This window comes from Mycolicibacterium aurum (assembly GCF_900637195.1).
In the GTDB taxonomy this organism is placed as follows: Bacteria; Actinomycetota; Actinomycetes; order Mycobacteriales; family Mycobacteriaceae; genus Mycobacterium; species Mycobacterium aurum.
In genome coordinates this window covers 145,378-167,700 of record NZ_LR134356.1, presented here as the reverse complement: position 1 = coordinate 167,700, position 22,323 = coordinate 145,378, and the positions used below count along the sequence as shown (strand labels likewise).

Sequence of the window (22,323 nt, the reverse complement as noted above, 5' to 3'; positions counted from 1 at the left end):
AGCTACCCGCCTCGGGGCGTGGGCGCGAGGATGCGGGCGGCGGCTTCGACCGCGGCGGCCCGGGCCATCGCGTGGGTGGTCGCGTTGCCGGGAGGATCCTGCGGCCAGTGGGCCCAGGCCATCCCGATGCCGAACAGCAGGACCAGCAACTGTTCCGGCTCCCAGCGGTCATCGATGTGCCCCGCGGCCTGCGCGGCCGCGATGGCGGCGGTGTCTCGTTCGCGGATCGGCCGTCCGTCCACTTCGGGTTCACCGAGCGCAACGCCTTCCAGTCGTGCCCAGGTGATCATGCGGAGATGTTCGGGCCTGCTGACCGCCAGGTCATAAATGTCGCCAGCGAATTCGGCGACAGCGTCGGGTCGGACACCGACCGACCCGAGGAACTCGGCGGTGTCGGTGACGACCACCTGGCGGAACAGCGCCTCCTTGTCGCCGAAGTGCGCGTACAAGCGCTCCTTGCTGGCGCGGGCCGAGCGGGCGATGCGGTCGATCCGGGCACCGGCCAGGCCGTGCCGGGCGAACTCCGCGCGCGCGGCGTCGATGATCACGTCGCGTAACTCACTGGCGCTTCTCACAGCGAGATCATAACCAAACGAACCAGTTCGTTCGGTACCGTGGAAGTCACAACACCGACCGCTCGCTCGGTGCGCCGAGGAAGGACCATCCCCCGTGAGGAACGCCGCCGCCAGGACCGACCAGATCATCGATCAACCCGCGCGCGTCCAGGCGCTGCGCAAGGTGGCCGAAGTCGTTGCCGACGGGCTCTGGCCGGCGATCGATGTCACGCTCCCCTATGTCGACGGCACCGAGAACCTTCCGCTCGACGGGCGATTCCTGCTCGTGGGCAACCACACTCAGAGTGGGATGGCCGAGGCGTGGCTGACGTGCCTGTCGGTGCGACGAACGCTGGGTGTGCGCGTCCGGCCGCTGACCGAACGCGGTATGGGATCCATGCCGGGGCCGGCCGGCGACATGCTGGCCGCATGCGGCGGGGTCGTCGGCACACCCGAGAACGCGACGAAGCTGATGCAGAACAACGAGACGCTGCTGGTGTTCCCCGGGGGCGGTCGCGAGATCGGCAAGTTCAAAGGCGAGGAATACCAGCTCAAGTGGAACGGCCGGGCCGGCTTCGCTCGGGTGGCGATCGCCAACGACTACCCCATCGTTCCAGTGGGGCACGTCGGCGGTGACGACATCTACCGCAGCGTTGTCACGCGGGACAGCCTCCTGGGACGGCTCACCGAGAAGCTCGGCGCGGCTGTCACCGGAAAGCCCGACATGACAATGCCTTTGGTGCGCGGCGTCGGGCCTACGCTGGTACCCAGCCCACAGCGGATGTACCTACGTTTCGGCCAGCCGATCACCACCACGCAGCCGGCGGGTGTGTCCGACGACGAGTGGGTGGCGACGGTGAAGAAACAGACGCAGACGGCTCTGGAGACCGTCCTCGCGGAGTTGCAGGATGTCCGTGCCGCAGACCCGTTCCGCGCACTGAACCCGCTGGCATGGCGTGATGCCGTGCGGCCCGAGCGGGCTTCAGCCTAGCCGTCATTGCTTCGACATCGCAGCATAGGCTCGACGGGTGGCGGACTCCCTCGACCCCAGCCAGATGCGCACCTACTTCGCTCTCACGGAGGCGGTCAGCATGCTGCAGTTCGCCGTGCAGCAGCAACTGCGGGCCGACGGGGATCTGAGCTACGTGCAGTTCGAGATCCTGGCCATCCTTGCCGACGCCGAGCAGCCGCTGACCATGACCTACCTGGCCGATCGGGTGGTCTACAGCCGTAGCGGGCTGACCCATCAAGCCGGACTGCTGCAGAGGGACGGGCTCATCACCCGCGACACCAGCGCCGACGACCAGCGGGCCACGGTCGTGCGCATCACCGCCGCGGGCCGGGCCCGTGTCGCCGACGTCCTGCCCGGCCATATCCAGGTCGTCCGAGAGCTTCTCTTCGACTCGCTGTCCGATCGCGATGTGACGCTTCTGGGTGACGTCATGACCCGGGTGCGCGACCACGTGCGGTCGCTGCCGTCCCGATCCGCGCGGACTCCCCGCAGGCGCTGAGCGCCCGCGGGGAGCTGCCCCGGGGGAAACGCCTGTGGCCCAGAGCTACTGGCCGCTGGGCACCAGGATGGTCTTGCCGTGCAACCGGCCGGCGTCGGAGTCGGCGTGCACGGCCGCGCCCTGCCCGAGCGGGCGGCGGTCAGCGACGTCGATGCGCAGATCTGCGGCATCGACACGACTGACCAGAGCGGCGAGCTGGGCCGCGTCGGAGCGAACGAAGACCCGCTGTGTGCGCACCCCGCGTTCGGTGCGCTCAGGCCCCGCCGTCATGGTGCCGACGTGAAATCCCCCGTCCACCACCAGGCCGAGGAGAGCCTCTGTCTGCTCGGGCGTCGTGCTGACCAAGTTGAGCACCACGTCGAACGGCGCACCCTCGACGGTGACGGGTGAGTCCCCATAGTCCACGTAGTCGACGATTCGATCGGCGCCGTAACCGCGCAGACGCTCGGCGTCACGCGCCCTGGCGGTCGCGCTGACGACGGCGCCGGCCTGCTTGGCCAGTTGAATGGCGTAGCCGCCGACTGCTCCCGAGGCGCCGTTGATCAGGACCGTCTGCCCAGCGGTCAGTCCGGCGATCTCGAACAAGGATTGCCAGGCCGTCAGACCCGCCACCGGGAGCGCCGCCGCATCGGCCAGCGCCACCGAGTGGGGCGCGGCGGCCAGTACCTCGACCGGAGCCACCGCGTACTCCGCGGCGGCGCCATCGGCGTCGAGCGGCAGCATCGCGACGACCGCATCGCCGACAGTCCAGCCGTCGACGTCCGCACCGAGTTCGGCGATGGTGCCGGCCACGTCCACGCCGGGGGTGTGCGGGAAGGTGATGGCGTACACCTGTGACAGGTAGCCGCCGCGGATACCGGCGTCCACCGGGTTGAACGCCGCACCGGCCACCTTCACCAGGACCTGGCGCGGACCCGGGACAGGCCGGGCGATCTCGGCATACTCCAGCACGTCGCTGTCACCGTAATTGCGGAAGTAGAGAGCCTTCATGATGTTCCTCCTCGCCTCATTTGCTTCGACATCGAAGCAGTTACGGAGGGGATAACCGCTTCGATGTCGAAGTAATTCCGGCGAGGCGTGAACCCGGTCAGCTGGGCAGCAGCGACCGCGCGGTGTCGAGGATCGTCTCGTCGACCGGGCGGGGCGACCACCCGAGCAGCGCCTTCGCTTTCGCGTTGCTGATCCGCGGGCGCTTGCCGAGATGTATCAGCACATCCCGGTAGGCGGGCTCGGACACGGCGAGCCGGCGGATCTCGTCCTCGGTGTACTCACTCGTCGGCACCTTCTCACCGGCGTCGCCAAGACCGTCGCGAAGAATCGTGGCGAGGCCGAGAAAGCTCTGCGGAGGCCCGTCGGCGACAACGAGTATCCGTTCGCCTGCCGCCTCCGGGGCGGTCATGGCCCGCAGGTGGGCGTCCGCGGCGTCGCGCACATCGACCACGCCGAAGTACTGCGGGACAACACGTTTCAGATCTCCGCTGAGCATCGACTGGACGAACCGCACCGACGTCGACAGATGTGCGCCGAGCGTCGGACCGAAGATGCCGACGGGGATCACGCTGGTGAGTTCCAGGCCGCCACCGTCGCGCGCCACGAAATCCCACGCCGCGCGCTCGGCGATGGCCTTGGACCGGACGTAGGCCGTGTTCTCATCGGCCGGGTTCGTCCAGTCGTCTTCGGACCATTCGTCGCCGTCCTTCGGCGAGTAGCCGACAGCAGCGAACGACGAGGTCAGCACGACGCGCGAGCATCCGGCGTCGCGCGCCGCGGCGAGCACCCGCACGGTCCCGTCGCGGGCGGGGATGATGACGTCGTCGTCGTTCTCCGGGTTCTCGGCGGGGAAGGGGGAGGCGACGTGGATGACGTAGCGTGCCCCCTCGGCCGCCGCAGACCAGCCGTCGTCGGCAGCGAGATCGGCGACCGCGAACTCGACCCGCTCTGGGGCGAGGCCGGCCGCGGACACGTTGTTGCGCACCTCGTCTGCCCTGCCTTCGCTGCGGACTGCGGCGCGGACGCGGTAGCCGTCATGGATGAGTCGGTTCACCACATGACTGCCGACGTAACCGGCGGCTCCCGTCACAAGGACGAGGGTGTCGTCGCCATCACTCGATGCAGTCATCTCATCCAACTCCGTTCCTTCTCAGGGGTTTTCGAGCCATCTACGTCTGCGGTCGCTCCCGTACCTGCAGGGTCAGGGAGCCGAAGGGAACTCCTCGACGACAGCGGTCGCCGCCTCGTCGATGATCGCCCGCATCGCCTGCTCGGCTTGCTTGTCTTCGCCCATCCTGATCGCCCGTGCCACCTCGTCGTGCAGGGCGATCGCCGCAATATTGGGCTTCTCGGGCATCATTCCGTGTTGCGTTCGGCCGGTGAGCACTTCGTCGACCACCCCGGTCAACGCCCGGAACATCTCATTGCCACTGGCCGCCAGCAGCGTCTGGTGAAACATCTTGTCCGCCAACAAGTACGCATCCAGATCACCGGAGCGGCCATGAACCACCATGTCGGACACCGCGGACGCCATGACCCGGCACTGATGTGGGGTTGCCCGCCGGGCCGCCAGCGCCGCCGCTGCCGGCTCGAATCCCAGGCGCAATTCCGACAGCGAGACCAGCAGCGCCGTGCGATCGCCGACGTCGAGCCGCCACCGGATCAGCATCGGATCGAAGACATTCCACTTCTCCGCGGGCTGCACGGTGATCCCCACCCGGCGGCGGGATTCGACCATGCCCATGGATTCCAGCACCCGGATCGCTTCCCGGGCGACACTGCGCGACACGCCGTGCTCCGCATTCACCCCATCCAGGGTGAGAATCCGTCCCGGCGGGTACTGGCCGGACACGATGGCTTTCCCCAGGGCAGTCAGCAGACTGCCGTGAAGAGCACCGCCATTCGGCCGATCAAGCACGGATAGATGATGTCAGACGCCCCCTTCAGGCGGTAGAGGATTCATTTTTCGCCTCAGCCCCTTGCATTAGTATGACGATTGATGGATGCTGTGTGACGTCGAGCACATCAGGACAGGCGGAGTACATGGCATCACCAATCGTCGTCATGGGGGTTTCGGGGTCGGGAAAGTCGACCGTCGGGGCCGCGCTGGCACAGCGGCTCCGCGCGCCGTTCGCCGACGCCGACGACTTCCATCCGCCGGCGAACATCGAGAAGATGACCGCCGGCCACGCGCTCAACGACGACGACCGGCTCCCCTGGCTGGAATCGATCGGCGAGTGGTTGGCTGCGCACGAGGGCGGCGGAGTGATGAGCTGCTCGGCGCTCAAACGCAAGTATCGCGACCAGCTGCGCAGGCACTGCGCAGAGATCGAATTCCTGCACCTGGAAGGCACGCTCGAGACCATCGGCCGGCGACAAGCCAGCCGGCCGGGACATTTCATGCCGGCCGCACTGCTGGCCTCGCAGTTCGAGACGCTCGAGCCACTCGAGCCCGATGAGCGCGGTGTCGCTATCGACGTGGACCAGAGCATCGATTCGATCATCGAAAGTTACATCGCCACAACAGTTTCTGACGAAGGAGAGGACGACCGATGATTCGGGGCGCTGACATCACCGTGGTAGGGGGTTGCTGTGGAGAACATTGATCCGGCATACGGGACGACAACGCTGCTGCTGATCGCCGCAGGCGCCGTCGCCCTCCTGCTGTTCTTGATCATCAAGGTGAAGCTGCACGCCTTCCTGGCGCTGGTGCTGGTGAGCGCACTGACGGCACTGGCCGCCGGGATCCCCGTCGCCGATGTTCCGAGCGCACTGTCCTACGGATTCTCCAACACGCTCGGCTCGGTCGCGTTGCTCGTCGGATTCGGCGTGATGATCGGCCGGCTGCTCGAAATCACCGGCGGCGCTCAAGTTCTCGCCGACACCCTGATCGGGCGCTTCGGCGAGAAACGGGCACCCTTCGCGCTCGGCGTGGCCGCGCTGCTGTTCGGCTTCCCCATCTTCTTCGACGCCGGCCTGGTCGTCTTCCTCCCCATCATCATGACGGTGGCACGGCGCTTCGGCGGCTCGATCCTGCTGTACGCGTTCCCCGCCGCCGGTGCATTCGCCGCCATGCACGCCTTGGTTCCGCCCCATCCGGGTCCTGTCGCGGCCGCCGAACTACTCGGCGCCAACATCGGGCTCACCCTGATCATCGGTGCACCGGTGGCCGTCGTGTCCTGGTACGTCGGCGCCTACCTGGTGTCCCAGTTCATCGGCAGGCGGGTACATGTCGACATTCCCACCTCGCTGTTCGGTGAGATCAACGGCGGCCGCGGCACCGACGGCGGTGTCGAAGACGGCGGTACGTCCACCGCCGGGACGACAGGTACCGCGACGACCACCACCCGGACTGCCCCCGCCTTCATCACGGTGCTCGGCGTCCTGCTGCTGCCGTTCGTGCTGATCTCGTTCAACACCGTCCTGGACACGTTGATGACGGCCGGCGTCATCGAGGATGGCGCCACCTGGGCGGAGTACCTCAAGCTGCTCGGCACCACCTCGATTGCGCTGCTCATCACCGTCATCGTGGCGACCCTGGTGCTCGGACTGCGCAACCGGTCGATGGCCGACGTCACCGATATTCTCGACAACGCGCTCGGCCCGATCTGCGCGATCATCCTCATCACCGGCGCGGGCGGGATGTTCGGTGGCGTGCTGAGGCTGAGCGGCATCGGCGACGCACTCAGCGGCTCGCTGTCGAACCTCGGCATCTCACTGATCCTGCAGGCGTTCATCATCTCCACGCTGCTTCGCGTCGCACAGGGCTCGGCCACCGTGGCATTGACCACGACGGCGGGACTGCTCAGCGCGGCCGTCGGCGCCGCCGGACTGGGCAATGTCCAGCTCGTCGCGTTGGTCATGGCGATCGCGGCAGGCGCAACAGTGCTGTCCCACGTCAACGACTCCGGCTTCTGGTTGGTCAGCCGGTTCTTCGGAATGGACGTCAAGACCACCCTCAAGACCTGGACGGTCATGGAGACGACGCTCGGGCTCACCGCCTTCGTGCTCGCCCTCGGGTTGTGGGCCATCGGCTGACGGCGTGCGGCTGGGTCACGGTGCGGCATCGAACCGACATCGGCTCCGATCGGTTACATAAGTCCCAGTCGTCACATTGGTAACATCGCCCGGTGCCCATAACCCGGCGTGAAGCACTGCGCTGCGCCGGCGTCGCGTCGGTACTTGCCGGACTCGGCGCAGCGGCGGGTGTCCGCACGCCGACGGCGAGCGCCGCCGCTCCCACCCTGATCGACTACGCCATGCGCCAGATCCCGGCGCAGGACATCCGGGCCGCGGGACACGCCGGGGTGATCAACTACGTCTCGACGTCCCGGCCCGGCTCGTCCTTCGGCGCCAAACCGATCACCCTGCCCTACGCGCAGTCGCTGACCGCCGCCGGCCTGGTGATCGTCAGCAACTACCAGTACGGCAAGCCGGGCGGGACGGCGCCATCGGACTTCACCCGCGGCTATCCCGGCGGCGTCCTCGACGCGCGCACCGCCTGGCAGCTGCACAGCGCCGCCGGCGGTGGCCAGAGTGCGCCGATCTTCTTCAGCGTCGACGACGACATCGACCGTGAGGCATGGAACACCGTGGTGCTGCCGTGGTTTCGCGGAATCAACTCGGTGCTCGGTGCGCAGCGCACCGGGATCTACGGGGGCATCAAGGCATGCATGTGGGCCGCGGCCGACGGTGTGATCGGTAGGTCGCGTTCCCCCGGCCACGTCTGGGCCTGGCAGACCCGGTCCTGGTCCAACGGCCAGATCTACCCCGCCGCCGTTCTGTACCAGCGCATCATCGACACCGCGTCGAATCCCGGACCCGTGGTCGGTGGCATCCGCGTCGATGTCAACGACGTGCTGGCGCAGGATTGCGGCCAGTGGAACTTCCATCCGTGAAGACGGTCCGGGCCGACTAGCGCCGCGGCGTCACGGTGATGTGCACGTGGTCGTAGTGGCCATATCCCGACGCCTGCGGACCGGCCGGCGTGTAGTACGTGCCACGCCAGATCACGTCCTGCAGCCCGAATCGGCCCGCGTTGCTCATGGCGTACGCGAGTATCTGGTCACCGAGCGCGATGCCCTCGGGGCTGTCGGAGTTCGGGATCATGATGTCGATCGCCAGACCGCTGGGATGCCACGGCTTGGAGTCCGGCCGCACCCCGTCGATGTCGGCGATCTGCGGGAACTGCCGGCTGACGGCCCGGGCAGCCACGACGGCGTTCGGCTGCAATCCGGCCTCTGAGGCGACGCCGACAGGCAGCGCCTCCGGGATTTCCGCGACGGCTGCCGGCGGCGGCGGCGCCATGTCGCCGGGCGGCAGGCCGGGCAGTGCAGCGATCACCGGGCCCGCCGGAGGGGGCGCAGCCGGCGGGGGCGCCGCATCGACGATCGCCTGCTGTTGCGGTGTCAGCGCCGCGTACTGCGCCTCCGCGGCCGCGATCTGACGCAACAGTTCGCTCAGCTTGGCCTGCAGTTCTGCGCGCACCGCCGCGGCCGCCTCGACCGCGGCGCCGGCGTCGGCGGCCGACCTCTCCGACGCCTGGGCGGCGGTGGCCGCGCGCTCCCGTGCGGCATGGAACGCCGCCAGTTGATCGGCGATCCCGGCGCCCACCGTGCGGTGCAGCGACAGCTGATCGATCAGCTGTTGCGGAGACGGAGCGGTCAGCACCGCCGCGAACTGGCCGTCGCTCCCGCTCATGTAGGTCATCGCCGCGATCCGGTCGACAGCAGCTTGAAAGGGCCTCAGCTGGGAGTTCGCGGCGTCCAGGGCTGCCAGGTCGGCGCGGTGACGGTCCGCGGCCGCCACCTGCTCGGCCAGTTTGGCGTCGGCATCGCGCTGGGCAGCGGTGACGGCCTCGCGGCTCTGCACCGCCTGCTGGGACAACTCGGTGAGCCGGGACAACGCGTCGGCCGCCGGGTCCGCGGTGACATTCCCCGTCGGCATGCACATCACCAGGACCGCGGCAGACACACCGCACGCTGTCCGCCGAAGGGAGTGGCGCACCCGGGTCACGCGGATTGTCACGATCCTTCGGTCGAGGACCGACTTTGGCCCGGCTGACAACGTCCCGGCAAGGCTACGAAGTGACACCGACGATGTCTACTCGGACGTGCGGTGACCGCCGACGATGAGCGCCGCGGGTCAGTCGTAGATGACGTCGCGGCCGCGACGTCTGAGGTCGGCCAGGCCCGCCCGCATCGCCTCGAGCTGGTCGTCGGTGTGTCCCACCCAGTCGGTGATCTCGCCGACGATCCGCACGGGTTCGCGGGTGCGGTAGGAGCGGGTCGGATTTCCCGGCAACTTCTTGTCGGTCACATTCGGATCGTCCTCGACGGGACCCTGCGGCTCCACCATGAAGATGCGGCAGCGGCCGTCGCCGGCGGCCAACTCTGCGCCCCACACCGCGGCATCCAGGGTCTGGGTCACGTAGACGTGGTTCATGATGCGACCCTCCTCGTAGTTCGACGGGCGACCGGGCATCAGCAGATCTCCGACGGAGAGGTCCGCTCTGGTGCCGTGCAGGAACGCTCCTGACTCGTGCACCTCGAATGGCTTCGGTGGCTGTGGCACAACGATTCCCCCTGTCCGATCACGTGACGTCCGATCACGTGGCCGGACGAGTGTGCACCGCCGAGGGGGTCTTGCCGCAAGACCCCCTCCTCGCCATACTGTGAAAGGGGCAGGGCGCGAATTCTTCGTGCATCCGCCGATGGCCTTACTCGCCCGCCGCCCCGAGCCGTACTCATCACAAAACCGTTCGCCCTCAGCGGCTTTCGGCGATCATCGCGCTTCGCGGGGCACGTGCCACCTGGAACCCGGGGGCAGGGCAGGTCATCGACGCCGGGGTTCTGCGCTGATGCAGGACTCTGACATCGTGGTCCAGGTTGTGGCCCGTGCCTCCACCGCGGCGTCGACCCGATGGGATGTTTGTATCGGGGTGGCCCGCGATGGACGGGAACTACTCGAAGATCTTGCCGGGGTTGAGAATGCCCGCTGGATCGAGTGCAGCTTTGATCGCCCGGTGAAGTCCCATGACGGTTGGCGACAATTCGTGCACCAAACCGCCGCGTTTGAGCAGTCCGACCCCGTGTTCGCCAGTGATGGTGCCACCAAGAGACAGCGCCGCATCGAGAATGTCGTCGAAAGCGGCGTTGATCCGCCGCCATAGGACCGCATCATCGTCGGGCGGACCGATGATCAACGGATGCAGGTTGCCGTCACCTGCGTGCGCGATGTTCGCGATCTGCACACCGTGTTGCGCCGCCAGCGCCTCGATACGGGCCAGCATCTCCGGGACGTGATCCTTGGGCACGCAGACGTCCTCGGTGATCACCGGTCCGAGTCGCTCGAGCGCCGGGTAGGCCAATCGGCGGGCTGCGAACAAGGCCTCGGCTTCGTCCGGATCGGTCGACCGTTCCGCCCAGGACGCGCCGCTGGCGCGGAAGTGCTCGACGATGGCCTCGGCCAGTGCAGTGCCGGTGGGCTCGGGATCATCGATCCGCGCGAGCAGCAGGATCTCTCCCGCAGCCGTCAGCCCCATCTGCTTCCACTCGTCGACGGCGCGCATACAGAACCGGTCCATGAGTTCGAGCGCCGATGGCGTGATGCCCGCCGCACCGACCGCACGCACCGCGGTACCGGCAGCCACCAGTGAGGGGAAGAAGCCCGCCACCGTGATCGGCGCGCCGGGCAGGGTGCGCAGCCGTACCGTGATCTCGGTGACGACGCCCAGCGTCCCCTCGGATCCGACGAGGAGGCTGACGAGGTCGTAACCGGCAACGCCTTTCGCGGTCCGGTGCCCGATGCGCACCACTTCCGCCGAACCGGTGACAACCTCGAGCTCGAGCACGTATTCGCGCGTGACGCCGTATTTTACGCAGCACACGCCGCCGGCATTGGTCGCTACATTGCCGCCGAGGGTGGACCAGGGCGAGCTCGCGGGGTCAGGTGGATACCACAGTCCGTGTTCGGCGACGGCCGCTCGGAGGTCATCGTTGACCACTCCCGGCTGGACCACGGCGAGGCGTTCCAACGGGTTGATCTCAAGAATCTGCGACATCGCCTCCAGAGAAAGCACCACGCAGCCGTCGATGGCGTTCGCGCCGCCTGACAGTCCGGTGCCCGCTCCGCGCGGGACAACCGGGATGCGGTGTCGCAGACAAACCTCGACCACCCGGCGGACCTCGTCGGTGCTGCGGGCACGCACGATGGCTGCCGGTTCCCCGGCGGGTGCACCAGCCGCCTGGTCCCGGCTGAGGCTGTGTGCCACGTCGGCGTCGATGATCACCCGGCCCTCGGGCAACGCGGCCTGCAGATCACGGATGAGCGGCCCACCAGCGGCCGTCGTCAGTGGTCGTGTCGGTGTCGTCATGCGCTGCCTCCCTTCGGTTGCTCACACCATGCGCCGCGTCGCCGTCGATCAGCACCATTGGCGACGGCTGCGAGGAGGAAGATCCGTGGATCGGCTCCGGGCAGAACCTGATACGGGAAGGCTAGCCGGGTCGCCCTACCCCACGGGGCGAGCCTGACGGATTGACGAGCGTGAGGAGGCAAACGAAGCGTGGCGGCCCAGTTGGGGTGTGGACTCGCCGTTTACGCCGAGCTCACCTTGTCCTCGTCCTTGCCCGCCAACCGGTCGTCCCACACCTGCAACACCTCGGGCGAGGTCCGTGGCGTCAACAGGCTGGCGATCACGTACACGACCAGACTCGCGCCCAGACCGTAGTAGATCGGTTCGTTGGCCAGTACGTCGCCGACGATGGCCATGGTGCCGAGGGTGACGACGGTACCGACGCCCATCGACCACAGCGCGCCGGTGCCGGTGGCGCGCTTCCACACGAAGCCCCCGAGGATCGCCACCAGCAACCCGCCGACCAGGATGTCGTAGGCGATGGTCAGTGCGGCGACGACGTCGTTGAGCAGGGCGGCGATCACGATCACCGCGATGCCGAGCACCACCACGTACCTCCGGTCCGAATGCAGGTCACGCTCGGCGTCGTCCCGTTCGGCAGATCGGCCGAAGACCCTGAGCAGCAACGGCTTCACGTCGGTCTTGGCCACCGTCGCCGTCGCGATCAGCGCCCCGGAGGCCGTCGACATCATGGCCGCCACGGCAGCGGCGAGCACGATGCCGCTGATGCCCACCGGCAGGATCGACTCGGCGATCTGGGCGTACACGTCGTCGCTGACCTCGACGTCGGGAAGGAACGTCGACGCCGCCATGCCGATCGCCGCGCCGGCGACACCGTAGAGCACGCAGTACAGCGCGGCGGTGGTGCCGCCCCACTTCGCGACGCCGGGTGACCGGGCGGTGAACACCCGCTGCCAGATGTCCTGGCCGATCAGCATGCCGAAGCTGTAGACGACGAAAAACGTGATGATCGTGGGCAGTCCGATGGCGCCGAGGTCGAACACCGTGTCCCCGGCCCGCTCTCGGATTCCGTCCAGTCCGCCCGCCCGGTTCCACGTGAACGGCAGCAGCAGGAAGAAGATGCCGACGGTCTTGAGGATGAACTGCACCATGTCGGTCAGCGTGATCGACCACATGCCGCCGATCGACGAGTACAGCATCACGATCGCGCCACCGATGATCACCGACACCGTGCGATCCGTGCCGAACAGCACGTTGAAGACGGTCGCGTAGGCGATCGTCGAGGTCACCGACAACATCAGGGTGTACGCCATCATCACGATGCCGGACGCTGCGGTCGCGTCGATTCCGTAACGCAGCCGCAGCATCTGGGCCACGGTGTAGACCTTCAACCGCTGGATGCGCCCGGCGAACAGCAGGCTCAGTGACAGCAGACCGACGGCGATCGCCACCACCAGCCACATGCCGGAGATGCCGTACTCGTATCCGAGGCCGACGCCGCCGACGGTGGACGCCCCGCCGAGCACCACAGCGGCCATCGTGCCGGTGTAGAGCGTGGGGCCGAGCCTGCGTCCCGCCACGAGGAAGTCCGCGGAGTCCTTGGTCCTGCTCTTACCCCAGAACCCGAAGGCCAGCATGGCGGCGAGGTAGACGACGATGATCGCGATGTCGAGCGGCTTACCCATGATGGGTCTCCTTGATCAGGTGGGTGGAAACATCCGCAGCAGTGCGGGCAGGACGACAACCGCGGGACCGCGGGTCGCGAACGTGCCGGCGAGTGCCTCGCCGACGCCGTCGAGCGTCGCCCGTTGTGCGGGGACGCCGAAACTTGTTGCCAGGGATACGAAATCGGGGCGGCTCAGCTCGGTGGCGGTGGCCTGGCCGAACGCATCGGTCATGTACTCGCGCAGGATGCCGTAACCGCCGTCGTCGACGATCAGCCACGTGACGTCGGCGTCGTGCTGGCGCGCGGTGGCCAGCTCGGCGATGGAGTACATGGCGCCGCCGTCACCGGACACCGCGAACGTGCGCCTGCCGGTGCCGATCGCTGCGGCGACGGCGGCAGGGAACGCGAAGCCCAATCCGCCTGCGCCCTGCGCCGAGTGGAACTGACCGTCCCGGGGATCCCAGGCCGACCACGCCCAGTAGCCGGCGATCGTCATGTCCCAGAAGGTTTGTGCCGCAGCGGGAACGGAAGCCCGCAGATCACGCATCAATGCCAGCTCCGCATCGCATGCCTGCCCGGCCAGCCGCTCCTGAACTGCGCGACGAAGGTCGCGGGCAATAGCCGCTCCGTTCCCGGTGCGGCGCGTCAGCCGCGTGCCGATGGCCGTCAGCGCCTGCGCGGCGTCGGCGTGCACGGCCAGCGCGGGATGGTTGGCCTCCAGCACGCGCCGCTCCGCGTCGATGTGGATCATGTGGCCCCGCGGGGCGAACGTGAAGTAGTTGGACGTCACCTCGCCCATCGCGGTGCCGACCGCGAGCAGCACGTCGGCGTCCTCGAGCAGGGCCGTCGTGTATCGGTCCTCGATCCACGAGGCGGCCGACAGCGGATGATCGAACCGGATCGCCCCCTTCCCACCGACGGTCGACACCACCGGTGCGTCAAGCAGTTCCGCCAGGGTCACCAACGCTTCGGGGCCACCCGGCGAGCGCCGCACTCCCCCACCGGCCAGGATCACCGGGCGCTCGGCGGACTGCAGCAATTCCGCGGCGCGGTCGACCAGCTCGGCCCGCGGCCGCCGCGCAGCGACGTCGGTGATCACCGACGACACCGGCGGCGCCGTGGTGTCCTCCTCCAGGACGTCCTGCGGGATCTCCACCCACACCGGCCCGGCGGGCGCGGACTGGGCCAACGACCACGCATCCGCCAGCAGCGACGGAATCTCGGCGGAGTTACGTGCGACAGCAGTGCTTTTCGTGACATTGACGGCGCTGCGTTGCTGGTCGTCGAGCTGATGCAGCATGCCCCGGCGCAGCCCCAACCCGGCGCGCGGCACCTGGCTGGCGATCACGATCAGCGGTACACCCGTCGCGTACGCCTCCTGCAGGGCACCGAGTGCGGTCAACGCGCCCGGCCCGGTCGACAGGAACAGCACACCGACCTCGCCGGTGGCCCTGGCGTACCCGTCGGCGCCGAAGGCCGAGTTGTTCTCCACCCGTGAGCTGACGAAGGTCAGGTCACTACGCCGGATGGCGTCGAACAGTGCCAGTGCGTTCTGGCCCGGAATGCCGAACACATGCGAGACGCCCAGTGCGGTCAGCGTTTCGACGGCAACGTCGGCACCGGTCCGGCTCATGTGCGGGCCTCCGAACGCATCGCCAGCAGCGACACCAGGTCGTAGGCGACATGCGAGGCGGCCACTCCGGTGAGCTCGGCGTGGTCGTAGGCCGGTGACACCTCCACGACATCGGCGCCGATCAGGTTGAGCCCCCGGAATCCGCGCAGGATCTCGAGCAGTTCGCGGCTGGTCATGCCACCCGCCTCCGGCGTGCCGGTGCCGGGCGCGTGCGCTGGATCGAGGACATCGATGTCGATCGAGACGTAGACGGGCCGGTCGCCCAGACGCTGGCGCAGCCGGTCGACGATCTCGCGTACGCCTTGGTAATACACGTCGGACGACGTGAGGATGCCGAACCCGAAGCGGCGGTCGTCTTCGAGGTCCTTCTTGCCGTAGAGCGGCCCGCGGATCCCGACATGGGAGAGCGCTTCGGTGTCGACGATGCCCTCCTCGACCGCGCGGCGGAATGGCGTGCCGTGGGTGTACTCGGCGCCGAAGTAGGTGTCCCAGGTGTCCAGGTGCGCATCGAAGTGCACGAGCGCGACCGGCCCGTGCTTGGCGGCAGCGGCCCGCAGCAGCGGAAGGGCGATCGTGTGGTCGCCGCCGATCGTGACGAGGCTGGTGCCGTCCTTGGTCAGGTCCACCGCCGCCGCCTCGATGGTCTCGATGGCCTCGTGAATGTTGAATGGGTTCACCGCGATATCACCGGCATCGACGACCTGGGCCACCTCGAACGGCGACACATCGAGTGCCGGGTGGTAGGGCCGGAGCAACCGCGACGACTCCCGGACGTGCGTGGGGCCGAACCGCGCGCCTGGTCGGTAGGACACTCCGGAGTCGAACGGCACCCCGACGATCGCGACATCGGCGCGCGGCACCTGGTCCAGGCGCGGCAGCCGCGCGAACGTCGCGGGTCCGGCAAAGCGCGGTGTCTTCGACGCGTCGATCGGGCCGAGCGGACTGGTCATGCGGTCACATCCTCTGTCTTCGTGGTGATTCCGGGCTTGTCGACCGTGGTGATCGGAGTGTCTGCCGCGGGTCCGGCCGGCACCAGGCGCGGCCCCTCCGGTCCGAACGCGTCGCGCGGTTCCGGGAAAGCAACCAACAGCACCGGGTACAGCACCGCGGCCAGGCCCAGGCCCACCGGGATCGACAGGTCGATGCCGCTGGCCAGATCGCCGAGCGGGCCCACGAATTGGCCCGGCAGGTTCACGAAGCACAGCGACAGCGCCGCCGACACCAGCCAGGCACCGAGTCCCCGCCAGTTCCAGCCGTGCGCGAACCAGTACCGGCCCCCTCGCTGCCTGCGGTTGAACACCTGCAGCGAATCCGAGTCGTACCAGCCGCGGCGGACCAGCCAGCCGATCATCATCACGACCATCCACGGCGCCGTGCACGTGACGATGAGCACGGCGAACGTCGAGATGCTCTGCACCACGTTGAACGCGAAGCGCCCCACGAAGATGAACAGGATGGCGAGGGCGCCGATGAACACCGTCGCCTGCACACGGCTGAATCGTGGGAACACACTGGAGAAGTCGAGTCCCGTACCGTACAGCGCGGTCGTCCCCGTCGACATGCCGCCGATCAGCGCGATCAGGCATACGGGCAGGAAGTACCAGCCCGGAGACACCGCGAGCAGACCGCCGACGTAGTTGCCCTCGTCGATGAACTGCGGGGCGTTGGTCGCGACCACCGCCGCGGTGACCAAACCGAACAGGAACGGCACCAGCGTGGCGAGCTGAGCGCAGAACGCCGCGGCCATCGACTTCCACGGCGGCGTCTCCCGCGGAATGTAGCGCGCCCAATCACCAAGGAAAGCACCGAAACTCACGGGATTGGACATCACGATCAGGGCCGCACCGACGAACGACGGCCAGTACAGGGCATTGGTGGCGGCGTCCGCGTCGGGGCCGAAGATCCCGGCGTACCCGGGGTCGAAGGTACCGCCGAACGCGACGATGCCGAGCAGGAACAGCACTGTGGCCGCGACGACGGCGATCTTGTTGACCAGCAGCATGAACCGGAAGCCGTAGATGCAGACCACCAGGACCAGCAGCGCGAAGACGCCGTAGGCGACACCGACCGCGATGTTGTTCGGGGCGGCGTCCGGAGCTCCGCCGAGCGCGCGGCTGACGCCGCCGACCAGTACATCCCCCGAGGTCCACACGGAGATCGAGAAGAACGCGACGGCGGTCAGCAGTGACAGGAACGATCCGACGACGCGGCCGTGGACACCTAGATGGGCCGACGACGAGACCGCGTTGTTGGTGCCGTTGCGCGGGCCGAAGAGCGCCATCGGCGCCAGTATCGCGGCGCCGAGGATGACGCCGAGCAGCGTCGCGAACAGCGCGTCGCGGAACGACAGCCCGAAAATGATCGGGAAGCTGCCGAGGACGACGGTGGCGATGGTGTTCGCGCCACCGAACGTGAGCCGGAACAGATCGAGGGGACCGGCGGTGCGCTCGGCGTCGGGAATCGGCTCGACGCCGTGCATCTCGATGTCGGTGACCTTGGGTGGGGCGGGACTGTCGGCGGACATGAGCGGCCTCTCAGGGCGCAGGGTGTGGTGCGGATCACCGTAGGACGGTCGGCGGATGCCTGCAAGCAGTTCGTTCGTTACGTCGAGGTTTCCGGTCACGATGTGCCGGTAAGTGCCGGACTATCGGTTCATAATGGTCAGATCACCGGTTATCCGCGCAGGATGAGTCGAGTGATCCCGGTCGAAAAATTCTGGAACCAATTTGGCGGAACACGCTGTCGGAGGCCACATGGACGAGATCGACGAGGCCATCGTGGAACTTCTCGAGGTCGATGGCCGGCTCACCCACCGCGAGATCGCGCGCACCGTCGGGTTGTCCCGGTCAGCAGCCGCCGCGCGGGTCCAGCGACTCCTCGCCAGCGGCCAGGTCATCATCCGCGGCGCCGCCCACCCAGCCGTCCTTGGCCGGCCTGCGCTGGCTCACGTCAGCATCGTCGTGGACGGTCCGGCCGCGCCGGTGGCTGCCGAACTCGCGCGCCGTGACGACGTCCCGTTCCTGTCGCTGACCAGCGGTCAGCACGGGCTCGTCGCCGAGGTGCGGTCCGCGTCGCAGCGCGATCTCCATCGCGCCGTCTCGGAGCTGCGCGCCCTCCCCGGCGTGTCAGGGGTGGACACAGTCACCTACGTCGAGGTGGTCCGAGACGTCATCGGCCCGGTCGGGGACGTCACCGCCGAGATCGACGACACCGACCGCGCCCTGCTGGCGGCGCTGCAGCGCGACGGCCGCGCCTCCTACGTCGACCTCGCGGCCCTGGTCGGGTTGTCCGCTGCCGGGGCTCGCCGGCGGGTGGTGCGGCTGATCGAGGCCAGGCTCGTGCGCATCGGCGCGGTGGTTCGCCACTCGGGTCAGGACCGGCAGAGCGCGATGGGATTCGGGGTCCGGCTGAACGGTGACCACCGCGACGTGGTGGCTGCTCTGACAGGGATGCCGTCGGTGATCTTCGTCGCCCGCACCCTCGGCCGGTTCGACGTGCTGGTCACGGTGCGGGCCTTCTCGGCCGCGCAGCTGGTCGACGTGCTGGACGCGGTGCGGGCGCTGCCCGGGGTGCGGGGGCTGGACAGCTGGACGCACCTCGACGTGGTGAAGGAGAGCTACGCGTCCGGACTGGACGGGGTGCCCGCCATGCCGTCGATGCGGCGCAGCGCGATCGCGAGCACCGGCAGATAGGCCGGCGCCCAGACCGGCGCACTCATCCACACCCGGCAACCACTGTCGCGCGGCTCCACACCGTGCCGGGTGGCGGGCACACCGGCGACGGTCCACGCCCACGTCCGGCCGGGATCGAGCTCGGAGATCACGAAGGGCAGCGGCACACCCACCGGCGTCCACACCCGGCCCGTCGCCCCCAGCTCGAACCCGGAACCGTCGAGTTCGGCGCCCACGACCGTGGGTCCCCATTTCGGCCACGCGTCCAGGTCCGTCAAGACATGCCACACGGCGTCCGCCGACGCATCGACGTTCCTGCTCACGCTCCACATCTGCGAGGGCATACCCGCCGGCGGGGCTAAGCGAACCTCGCGTGTAGCCGGGGCAGGAACCCGGCCAGATGGTTCATCTCCTGGGCGCAATGCACGAGCAGGTCACGCGGGTCGGGCAGCGCACGCGCGGCGACCGGCCGAACGACGGTGTTCGCCAACAGATTTCCGTGCCGCGCGCCGACGTAGGGTCCGCCCATCCAGAACCGTGACCGCATCTCGGCGCCCTCGGCCGTCGGACGCACATGGTGGACGAACCAGCCGATGTCGACGGGCACCTCCGAGGATCCCAGCCGCGCACACACCGCGACCGAACCGCCCAGCCGACCGCGCGGAAGCCCCATCTGCTCGGGGGTCAGGAAGCGGATCGCGGCCTTCGCGTAGGCCGAGCCGAGGTACTCCTCGATCAGCGAGGTGCGGCCGACGTAGTACCCGTCGCCGCCGCCGTCGGCCCAGCGCGCCGACGCGTGAGCCCGGGGGTGCCACAGTTTGTAGCGCCGCGTGTCACTGCCGTGCCAGCCGAACCACCAGTCCCACATCTGCGGTGTCACACCGGGCATGTCCGTGTGCACCGATACCTGGAAGCCACCGTTGGCCAGCCGGCCGTATCCGTTCTCGGTCTGGTGCGGTCCGTCGTCGAGAAGTGTTGCGGCGTACTCGAAGTCGAGAAGCACCTGGTCGGCCTGCGGACCGTGGTGCAGCGCGTCGACGACGTGCGCAGGCAGTGCGGCCATCCGGGGATCGAAGAACTCGCCGTACTCGGTGGCCCCGTCCTCGCCGCGATACCCCAGGTAGGCACGCGTGGACATCAGACCCGCCCCATCCAGCTGTGAAAGCGACCGCTCGGGTCGTACTCGGCACGAACGCGGTCGAGCTTGGCCATCGCGTCGGCCGTGGCGAAGGGGGCGGGACGCCGGCCCAAGTTCTCGTCGGCGAGCTGGATGCCGCTCTGCAGGTGTTCCATCGCGGCCATGTTGGATCGGGCCCAGTCGCCGTAGATGTCGTCGTCGCCCGCGTCCTGCCACACCCCGTAGAGGGCAAGGTAGATCTCGTCCTCGAGGCTGTAGGCCATGTCCTGCCGCTGGGGCGACGGACCCCAGTTGAGCCACAGGAAGTGGGCGGGGTGCGGCGGCATCGTCTCCAGAATGCGGGTGATCGCGGGCATCAGGTCGTCGGCCGAGGCACTGGTCCACATGTTGTCGGTGGCGTAGCGGTACCCGGTCGGATAGTTGCTCATCACCCCCGCGTACCAGGTATCGAGATCGGTGGGCGCGTACGGCACCGCGACCAGCGCCCGGTCCCGCACCGGGCACGTCTCCAGCAGCGCCAGCGCCGCGGTGGCCTCATGCTCGGTCTCGGCGAACACCGGTGACGCCATCACGATGCCCGGGGATTCCAGGCCCGCACCGGGTACCGCACGCGAGGTGACCATCTGGAACTCCACCCGCCGGTCCACCTCGGCGCTGATGGAGCGCGCCCACGGGAAGATCTCCTCGGCCAGCTCCGTGGGGTACACGTACAGGCTGCTACCGCACACCGGTGGACGCCGATAGAGCTTGAGGTGGAACGCGGTGACGACGGCGAAGAAGCCCGGTCCGGAACCTCGTGCCGCCCAATAGAGATCGGGGTGGTTCTCGGCGTCGATGTAGAGGCGTTCACCGTCGCCGGTCACGACGTCGAGGCCGATGACGCTCTCGCACGCCGGTCCGAGCACCCGGCTGTTCCAGCCGTAGCCGCCCTGCAGCAGGTAGCCGCCGATGCACACGCCTTTGCAGTGGCCGACGGGGAAGAACAGGCCCTGGTCCCAGAGCATGCCGGCCAGCACACTGCCGCCCATGCCGGGTCCGACAATCGCGGTTCCCGCCTCGGCATCGATGGTGCAGTGGTCCAGGCCGTGCAGGTCGAGCAGCACGCCGCCGTCGCGGACGTGATTTCCGGCCCAGCTGTGACCGCCTGATCGGACTCCGATCTGCAGATCGCGCTTGGCGGCATACCGGACGGTGGCCACCACGTCGTCGGCGTCGGCGGCCTGGACGACGACCTCGGGGTAGCGCTGCGGTGTGCGCGCGTTCCACACGGTTTGCGCACGTGCCTGCTCGTAGCCGTCGTCACCGCGGAAGAAGTGTCTGTGCGGGAGATCCATCTCATCCTCCATGAGATTCGGATAGTGAACCTTGTTGGTCCGTTCAGCGGATCAATATAGTGTCGGCATGGGCACCGCGGACGGTAACCGCCAAATTGACGGCAGTGACAACCACAGCAGCGACACCCGCGATGACGGCCTGCAGGTGTTGCGCCGGGCGGCCGCCGCCCTCGACGAGATCGCGACAGCGCCGGGACGGCTCCGGCTCGTCGACGTGGGCGCCAACCTCGGGCTCGCCAAATCGACCGCTCGCAGGCTGCTCGTCGCGCTGGTGGACGTCGGGTTCGCCGCCGCCGACGAGGGCGGCCGGTACCGGCTGGGTGACCGCCTGCTCGGCTTGGCAGGCGCCGACGGCACACACCTGGCCGCCCGGCTGCACCCGGTGATCGAGCGGGTGGCGCTGGCCACGGGCGAGACGGTGGACCTGTCGGTCCTGCGGGGCGGTCAGATGTGGTTCATCGATCAGATCGAGTCTGCGCACCGCCTGCGCGCCGTCTCCGCAGTCGGCGAGCGATTCCCGCTGCGTGACACCGCCAACGGCAAGGCCGCCCTGGCACTTCTCGACGACACCGAGATACCCGACGTGATGCGGGCCGAGATCGCCGAGGTGCGCCGGAGCGGGATCGGCTACGACCGCGACGAGCACACCGCCGGTATCTCGGCGGCGGGCGTCGCGGTGCGACTGGGAGACGGGCAGATCGTGGCGATCTCGGTACCTGCCCCCACCGACCGCTTCGCCGCGCGCGAGAGCGTCATCGTCGACGCACTACGTTCCGCCGCAAAGGAACTCAGCTGACGAGCGCCACCGCGAACCCGTCCCACCCCTTGGTGCCGACGGTCTGGATGGCCGCCGCCTCGAGCCGCGGATGGGCGCCGATCATGTCGAACATGACCCGGACCGCCTGCGCCTGTTCGTCGTCGGGCCGGGGATCGAGCACGCGGCCGTTGCGCGCGATGTTGTCGACGACGATGACGGTTCCCGGGTGGCCCAACGTGATCGCCCATTCGACGTAGGCGACGTTGTTCTCCTTGTCGGCGTCGATGAAGACCAGATCGAATTCCTCACCCCGCAGGCCGGGTAGCGAATCCAGCGCCGCACCGACCACGATCTCCACCCGCTCGGCCACTCCGGCCCGCTCGAGGTTGCGGCGCGCCACCTCCGCGTGCGCGGGGTCGAATTCGAGCGTGACGACGGCGCCGTCCGGCCCGACGGCGCGGGCCAGCGAGATCGTGCTGTAGCCGGCGAGAGTGCCGATTTCCAGCACCCGCCGCGCGCCGGACATCCTGACCAGCAGCGACAGCAGCTTGGCGTGCTGGGCCGACACCTCGATGGCCGGCATCCCGGCAGCGTCGGCGGCGTCCCTGGCCGCCCGAAGTGCGTCGTCCTCGCTGTGCAGGACACGGGTGAACAGGTCGTCGAGCGAAACCCAGTCGGGTGCAGTCACTGCGCCG

General features: G+C 68.4%; 22 protein-coding genes. 7 read left to right on the top strand and 15 right to left on the bottom strand.

Annotation, left to right across the window (positions count from 1 at the left end; all coding sequences use genetic code 11):
* Positions 1-2: 2 nt before the first annotated feature.
* Positions 3-575 carry a TetR/AcrR family transcriptional regulator gene (locus EL337_RS00860; RefSeq protein WP_048634863.1) on the bottom strand — a complete coding sequence of 191 codons (573 nt, stop codon included), beginning with the start codon at positions 573-575 and terminating at the stop codon, positions 3-5.
* Between the two features lie 94 nt (positions 576-669).
* On the opposite strand from EL337_RS00860, the gene EL337_RS00855 reads away from it, so the two are divergent.
* Entirely contained in the window at positions 670-1,545 is an 876-nt protein-coding gene (locus tag EL337_RS00855) for a lysophospholipid acyltransferase family protein (RefSeq protein WP_048634864.1), read from the top strand.
* Positions 1,546-1,582: 37 nt separating this feature from the next.
* Positions 1,583-2,065 carry a MarR family winged helix-turn-helix transcriptional regulator gene (locus EL337_RS00850; RefSeq protein WP_048634865.1) on the top strand — a complete coding sequence of 161 codons (483 nt, stop codon included), beginning with the start codon at positions 1,583-1,585 and terminating at the stop codon, positions 2,063-2,065.
* Between the two features lie 45 nt (positions 2,066-2,110).
* Here EL337_RS00850 and EL337_RS00845 read toward each other — a convergent pair whose 3' ends face one another.
* From EL337_RS00845 to EL337_RS00835, 3 genes are all read right to left on the bottom strand, one after another.
* A complete protein-coding gene (locus EL337_RS00845) occupies positions 2,111-3,055 on the bottom strand; it encodes an NADP-dependent oxidoreductase (RefSeq protein WP_048634866.1) in 945 nt (314 codons plus the stop codon).
* Between the two features lie 97 nt (positions 3,056-3,152).
* The gene (locus EL337_RS00840; protein ID WP_048634867.1) at positions 3,153-4,184 is read right to left on the bottom strand and encodes an NAD-dependent epimerase/dehydratase family protein; all 1,032 of its coding nucleotides are present in this window, start codon (positions 4,182-4,184) and stop codon (positions 3,153-3,155) included.
* Between the two features lie 72 nt (positions 4,185-4,256).
* Positions 4,257-4,973: a FadR/GntR family transcriptional regulator gene (locus EL337_RS00835; protein WP_048634868.1), complete on the bottom strand. Its 717-nt coding sequence runs from the start codon at positions 4,971-4,973 to the stop codon at positions 4,257-4,259.
* A 125-nt stretch (positions 4,974-5,098) separates the two neighbouring features.
* On the opposite strand from EL337_RS00835, the gene EL337_RS00830 reads away from it, so the two are divergent.
* The 3 genes from EL337_RS00830 to EL337_RS00820 all read left to right on the top strand — a co-directional run bounded on the left by EL337_RS00830 (position 5,099) and on the right by EL337_RS00820 (position 7,953).
* Positions 5,099-5,611, top strand: coding sequence for a gluconokinase (locus EL337_RS00830; protein WP_048634869.1), 513 nt, complete (start codon positions 5,099-5,101; stop codon positions 5,609-5,611).
* Between the two features lie 36 nt (positions 5,612-5,647).
* A complete protein-coding gene (locus EL337_RS00825) occupies positions 5,648-7,093 on the top strand; it encodes a GntP family permease (protein WP_048634870.1) in 1,446 nt (481 codons plus the stop codon).
* 92 nt (positions 7,094-7,185) lie between these two features.
* Positions 7,186-7,953 (top strand): DUF1906 domain-containing protein, encoded by a 768-nt coding sequence (locus EL337_RS00820; RefSeq protein WP_048634871.1) that lies wholly within the window; start codon positions 7,186-7,188, stop codon positions 7,951-7,953.
* A gap of 16 nt (positions 7,954-7,969) precedes the next feature.
* On the opposite strand, the gene EL337_RS00815 is transcribed toward EL337_RS00820, so the two are convergent.
* The 7 genes from EL337_RS00815 to EL337_RS00785 all read right to left on the bottom strand — a co-directional run bounded on the left by EL337_RS00815 (position 7,970) and on the right by EL337_RS00785 (position 17,252).
* Positions 7,970-9,070 (bottom strand): VldE C-terminal domain-containing protein, encoded by a 1,101-nt coding sequence (locus EL337_RS00815; RefSeq protein ID WP_048634872.1) that lies wholly within the window; start codon positions 9,068-9,070, stop codon positions 7,970-7,972.
* Between the two features lie 129 nt (positions 9,071-9,199).
* Positions 9,200-9,628 carry an NAD(+)--rifampin ADP-ribosyltransferase gene (gene arr, locus EL337_RS00810; protein ID WP_048634873.1) on the bottom strand — a complete coding sequence of 143 codons (429 nt, stop codon included), beginning with the start codon at positions 9,626-9,628 and terminating at the stop codon, positions 9,200-9,202.
* A gap of 388 nt (positions 9,629-10,016) precedes the next feature.
* A complete protein-coding gene (locus tag EL337_RS00805) occupies positions 10,017-11,429 on the bottom strand; it encodes an FAD-binding oxidoreductase (RefSeq protein WP_109860234.1) in 1,413 nt (470 codons plus the stop codon).
* A 221-nt stretch (positions 11,430-11,650) separates the two neighbouring features.
* A complete protein-coding gene (locus EL337_RS00800; RefSeq protein WP_048634874.1) occupies positions 11,651-13,114 on the bottom strand; it encodes a sodium:solute symporter family protein in 1,464 nt (487 codons plus the stop codon).
* A 15-nt stretch (positions 13,115-13,129) separates the two neighbouring features.
* Entirely contained in the window at positions 13,130-14,728 is a 1,599-nt protein-coding gene (locus tag EL337_RS00795) for a thiamine pyrophosphate-binding protein (protein ID WP_048634875.1), read from the bottom strand.
* Positions 14,725-15,678, bottom strand: coding sequence for an agmatinase (gene speB / locus EL337_RS00790; protein WP_048634876.1), 954 nt, complete (start codon positions 15,676-15,678; stop codon positions 14,725-14,727). Before speB ends, EL337_RS00795 begins: the two co-directional genes overlap by 4 nt.
* Positions 15,675-17,252, bottom strand: a complete 1,578-nt coding sequence (locus EL337_RS00785; protein WP_048634944.1) for a purine-cytosine permease family protein — start codon at positions 17,250-17,252, stop codon at positions 15,675-15,677. The genes speB and EL337_RS00785 overlap by 4 nt, the downstream gene beginning before the upstream one ends.
* Positions 17,253-17,481: 229 nt before the next feature.
* On the opposite strand from EL337_RS00785, the gene EL337_RS00780 reads away from it, so the two are divergent.
* Positions 17,482-18,420 (top strand): Lrp/AsnC family transcriptional regulator, encoded by a 939-nt coding sequence (locus EL337_RS00780; protein ID WP_048634877.1) that lies wholly within the window; start codon positions 17,482-17,484, stop codon positions 18,418-18,420.
* On the opposite strand, the gene EL337_RS00775 is transcribed toward EL337_RS00780, so the two are convergent.
* From EL337_RS00775 to EL337_RS00765, 3 genes are read right to left on the bottom strand one after another with little or no spacing between them, the layout of a single operon-like run.
* Positions 18,345-18,731, bottom strand: a complete 387-nt coding sequence (locus EL337_RS00775) for an SRPBCC family protein (protein WP_048634945.1) — start codon at positions 18,729-18,731, stop codon at positions 18,345-18,347. The two genes, EL337_RS00780 and EL337_RS00775, sit on opposite strands and share 76 nt — an antisense overlap.
* A 26-nt stretch (positions 18,732-18,757) precedes the next feature.
* Positions 18,758-19,537 carry a DAPG hydrolase family protein gene (locus EL337_RS00770; RefSeq protein WP_048634878.1) on the bottom strand — a complete coding sequence of 260 codons (780 nt, stop codon included), beginning with the start codon at positions 19,535-19,537 and terminating at the stop codon, positions 18,758-18,760.
* The gene (locus tag EL337_RS00765) at positions 19,537-20,871 is read right to left on the bottom strand and encodes an FAD-binding oxidoreductase (RefSeq protein WP_048634946.1); all 1,335 of its coding nucleotides are present in this window, start codon (positions 20,869-20,871) and stop codon (positions 19,537-19,539) included. The genes EL337_RS00770 and EL337_RS00765 overlap by 1 nt, the downstream gene beginning before the upstream one ends.
* A gap of 94 nt (positions 20,872-20,965) precedes the next feature.
* Here EL337_RS00765 and EL337_RS00760 point away from each other — a divergent pair, with 94 nt between their 5' ends.
* Positions 20,966-21,667 (top strand): IclR family transcriptional regulator, encoded by a 702-nt coding sequence (locus tag EL337_RS00760; RefSeq protein WP_232786906.1) that lies wholly within the window; start codon positions 20,966-20,968, stop codon positions 21,665-21,667.
* Here the strand turns inward: EL337_RS00760 and EL337_RS00755 are convergent.
* Positions 21,660-22,316 (bottom strand): O-methyltransferase, encoded by a 657-nt coding sequence (locus EL337_RS00755; RefSeq protein ID WP_048634880.1) that lies wholly within the window; start codon positions 22,314-22,316, stop codon positions 21,660-21,662. The two genes, EL337_RS00760 and EL337_RS00755, sit on opposite strands and share 8 nt — an antisense overlap.
* Between the last annotated feature and the right edge of the window lie 7 nt (positions 22,317-22,323).

What these genes read in the sequence shown, in the direction of transcription:
- EL337_RS00765 (WP_048634946.1), bottom strand. Translation starts at nt 20,871, where the DNA reads ATGGATCTCCCGCACAGACACTTCTTCCGCGGTGACGACGGCTACGAG.
- EL337_RS00845 (WP_048634866.1), bottom strand. Translation starts at nt 3,055, where the DNA reads ATGAAGGCTCTCTACTTCCGCAATTACGGTGACAGCGACGTGCTGGAG.
- EL337_RS00830 (WP_048634869.1), top strand. Translation starts at nt 5,099, where the DNA reads ATGGCATCACCAATCGTCGTCATGGGGGTTTCGGGGTCGGGAAAGTCG.
- EL337_RS00785 (WP_048634944.1), bottom strand. Translation starts at nt 17,252, where the DNA reads ATGTCCGCCGACAGTCCCGCCCCACCCAAGGTCACCGACATCGAGATG.
- EL337_RS00795 (WP_048634875.1), bottom strand. Translation starts at nt 14,728, where the DNA reads ATGAGCCGGACCGGTGCCGACGTTGCCGTCGAAACGCTGACCGCACTG.
- EL337_RS00805 (WP_109860234.1), bottom strand. Translation starts at nt 11,429, where the DNA reads ATGACGACACCGACACGACCACTGACGACGGCCGCTGGTGGGCCGCTC.
- EL337_RS00780 (WP_048634877.1), top strand. Translation starts at nt 17,482, where the DNA reads ATGGACGAGATCGACGAGGCCATCGTGGAACTTCTCGAGGTCGATGGC.
- EL337_RS00775 (WP_048634945.1), bottom strand. Translation starts at nt 18,731, where the DNA reads ATGTGGAGCGTGAGCAGGAACGTCGATGCGTCGGCGGACGCCGTGTGG.
- EL337_RS00770 (WP_048634878.1), bottom strand. Translation starts at nt 19,537, where the DNA reads ATGTCCACGCGTGCCTACCTGGGGTATCGCGGCGAGGACGGGGCCACC.
- EL337_RS00840 (WP_048634867.1), bottom strand. Translation starts at nt 4,184, where the DNA reads ATGACTGCATCGAGTGATGGCGACGACACCCTCGTCCTTGTGACGGGA.
- speB (WP_048634876.1), bottom strand. Translation starts at nt 15,678, where the DNA reads ATGACCAGTCCGCTCGGCCCGATCGACGCGTCGAAGACACCGCGCTTT.
- EL337_RS00800 (WP_048634874.1), bottom strand. Translation starts at nt 13,114, where the DNA reads ATGGGTAAGCCGCTCGACATCGCGATCATCGTCGTCTACCTCGCCGCC.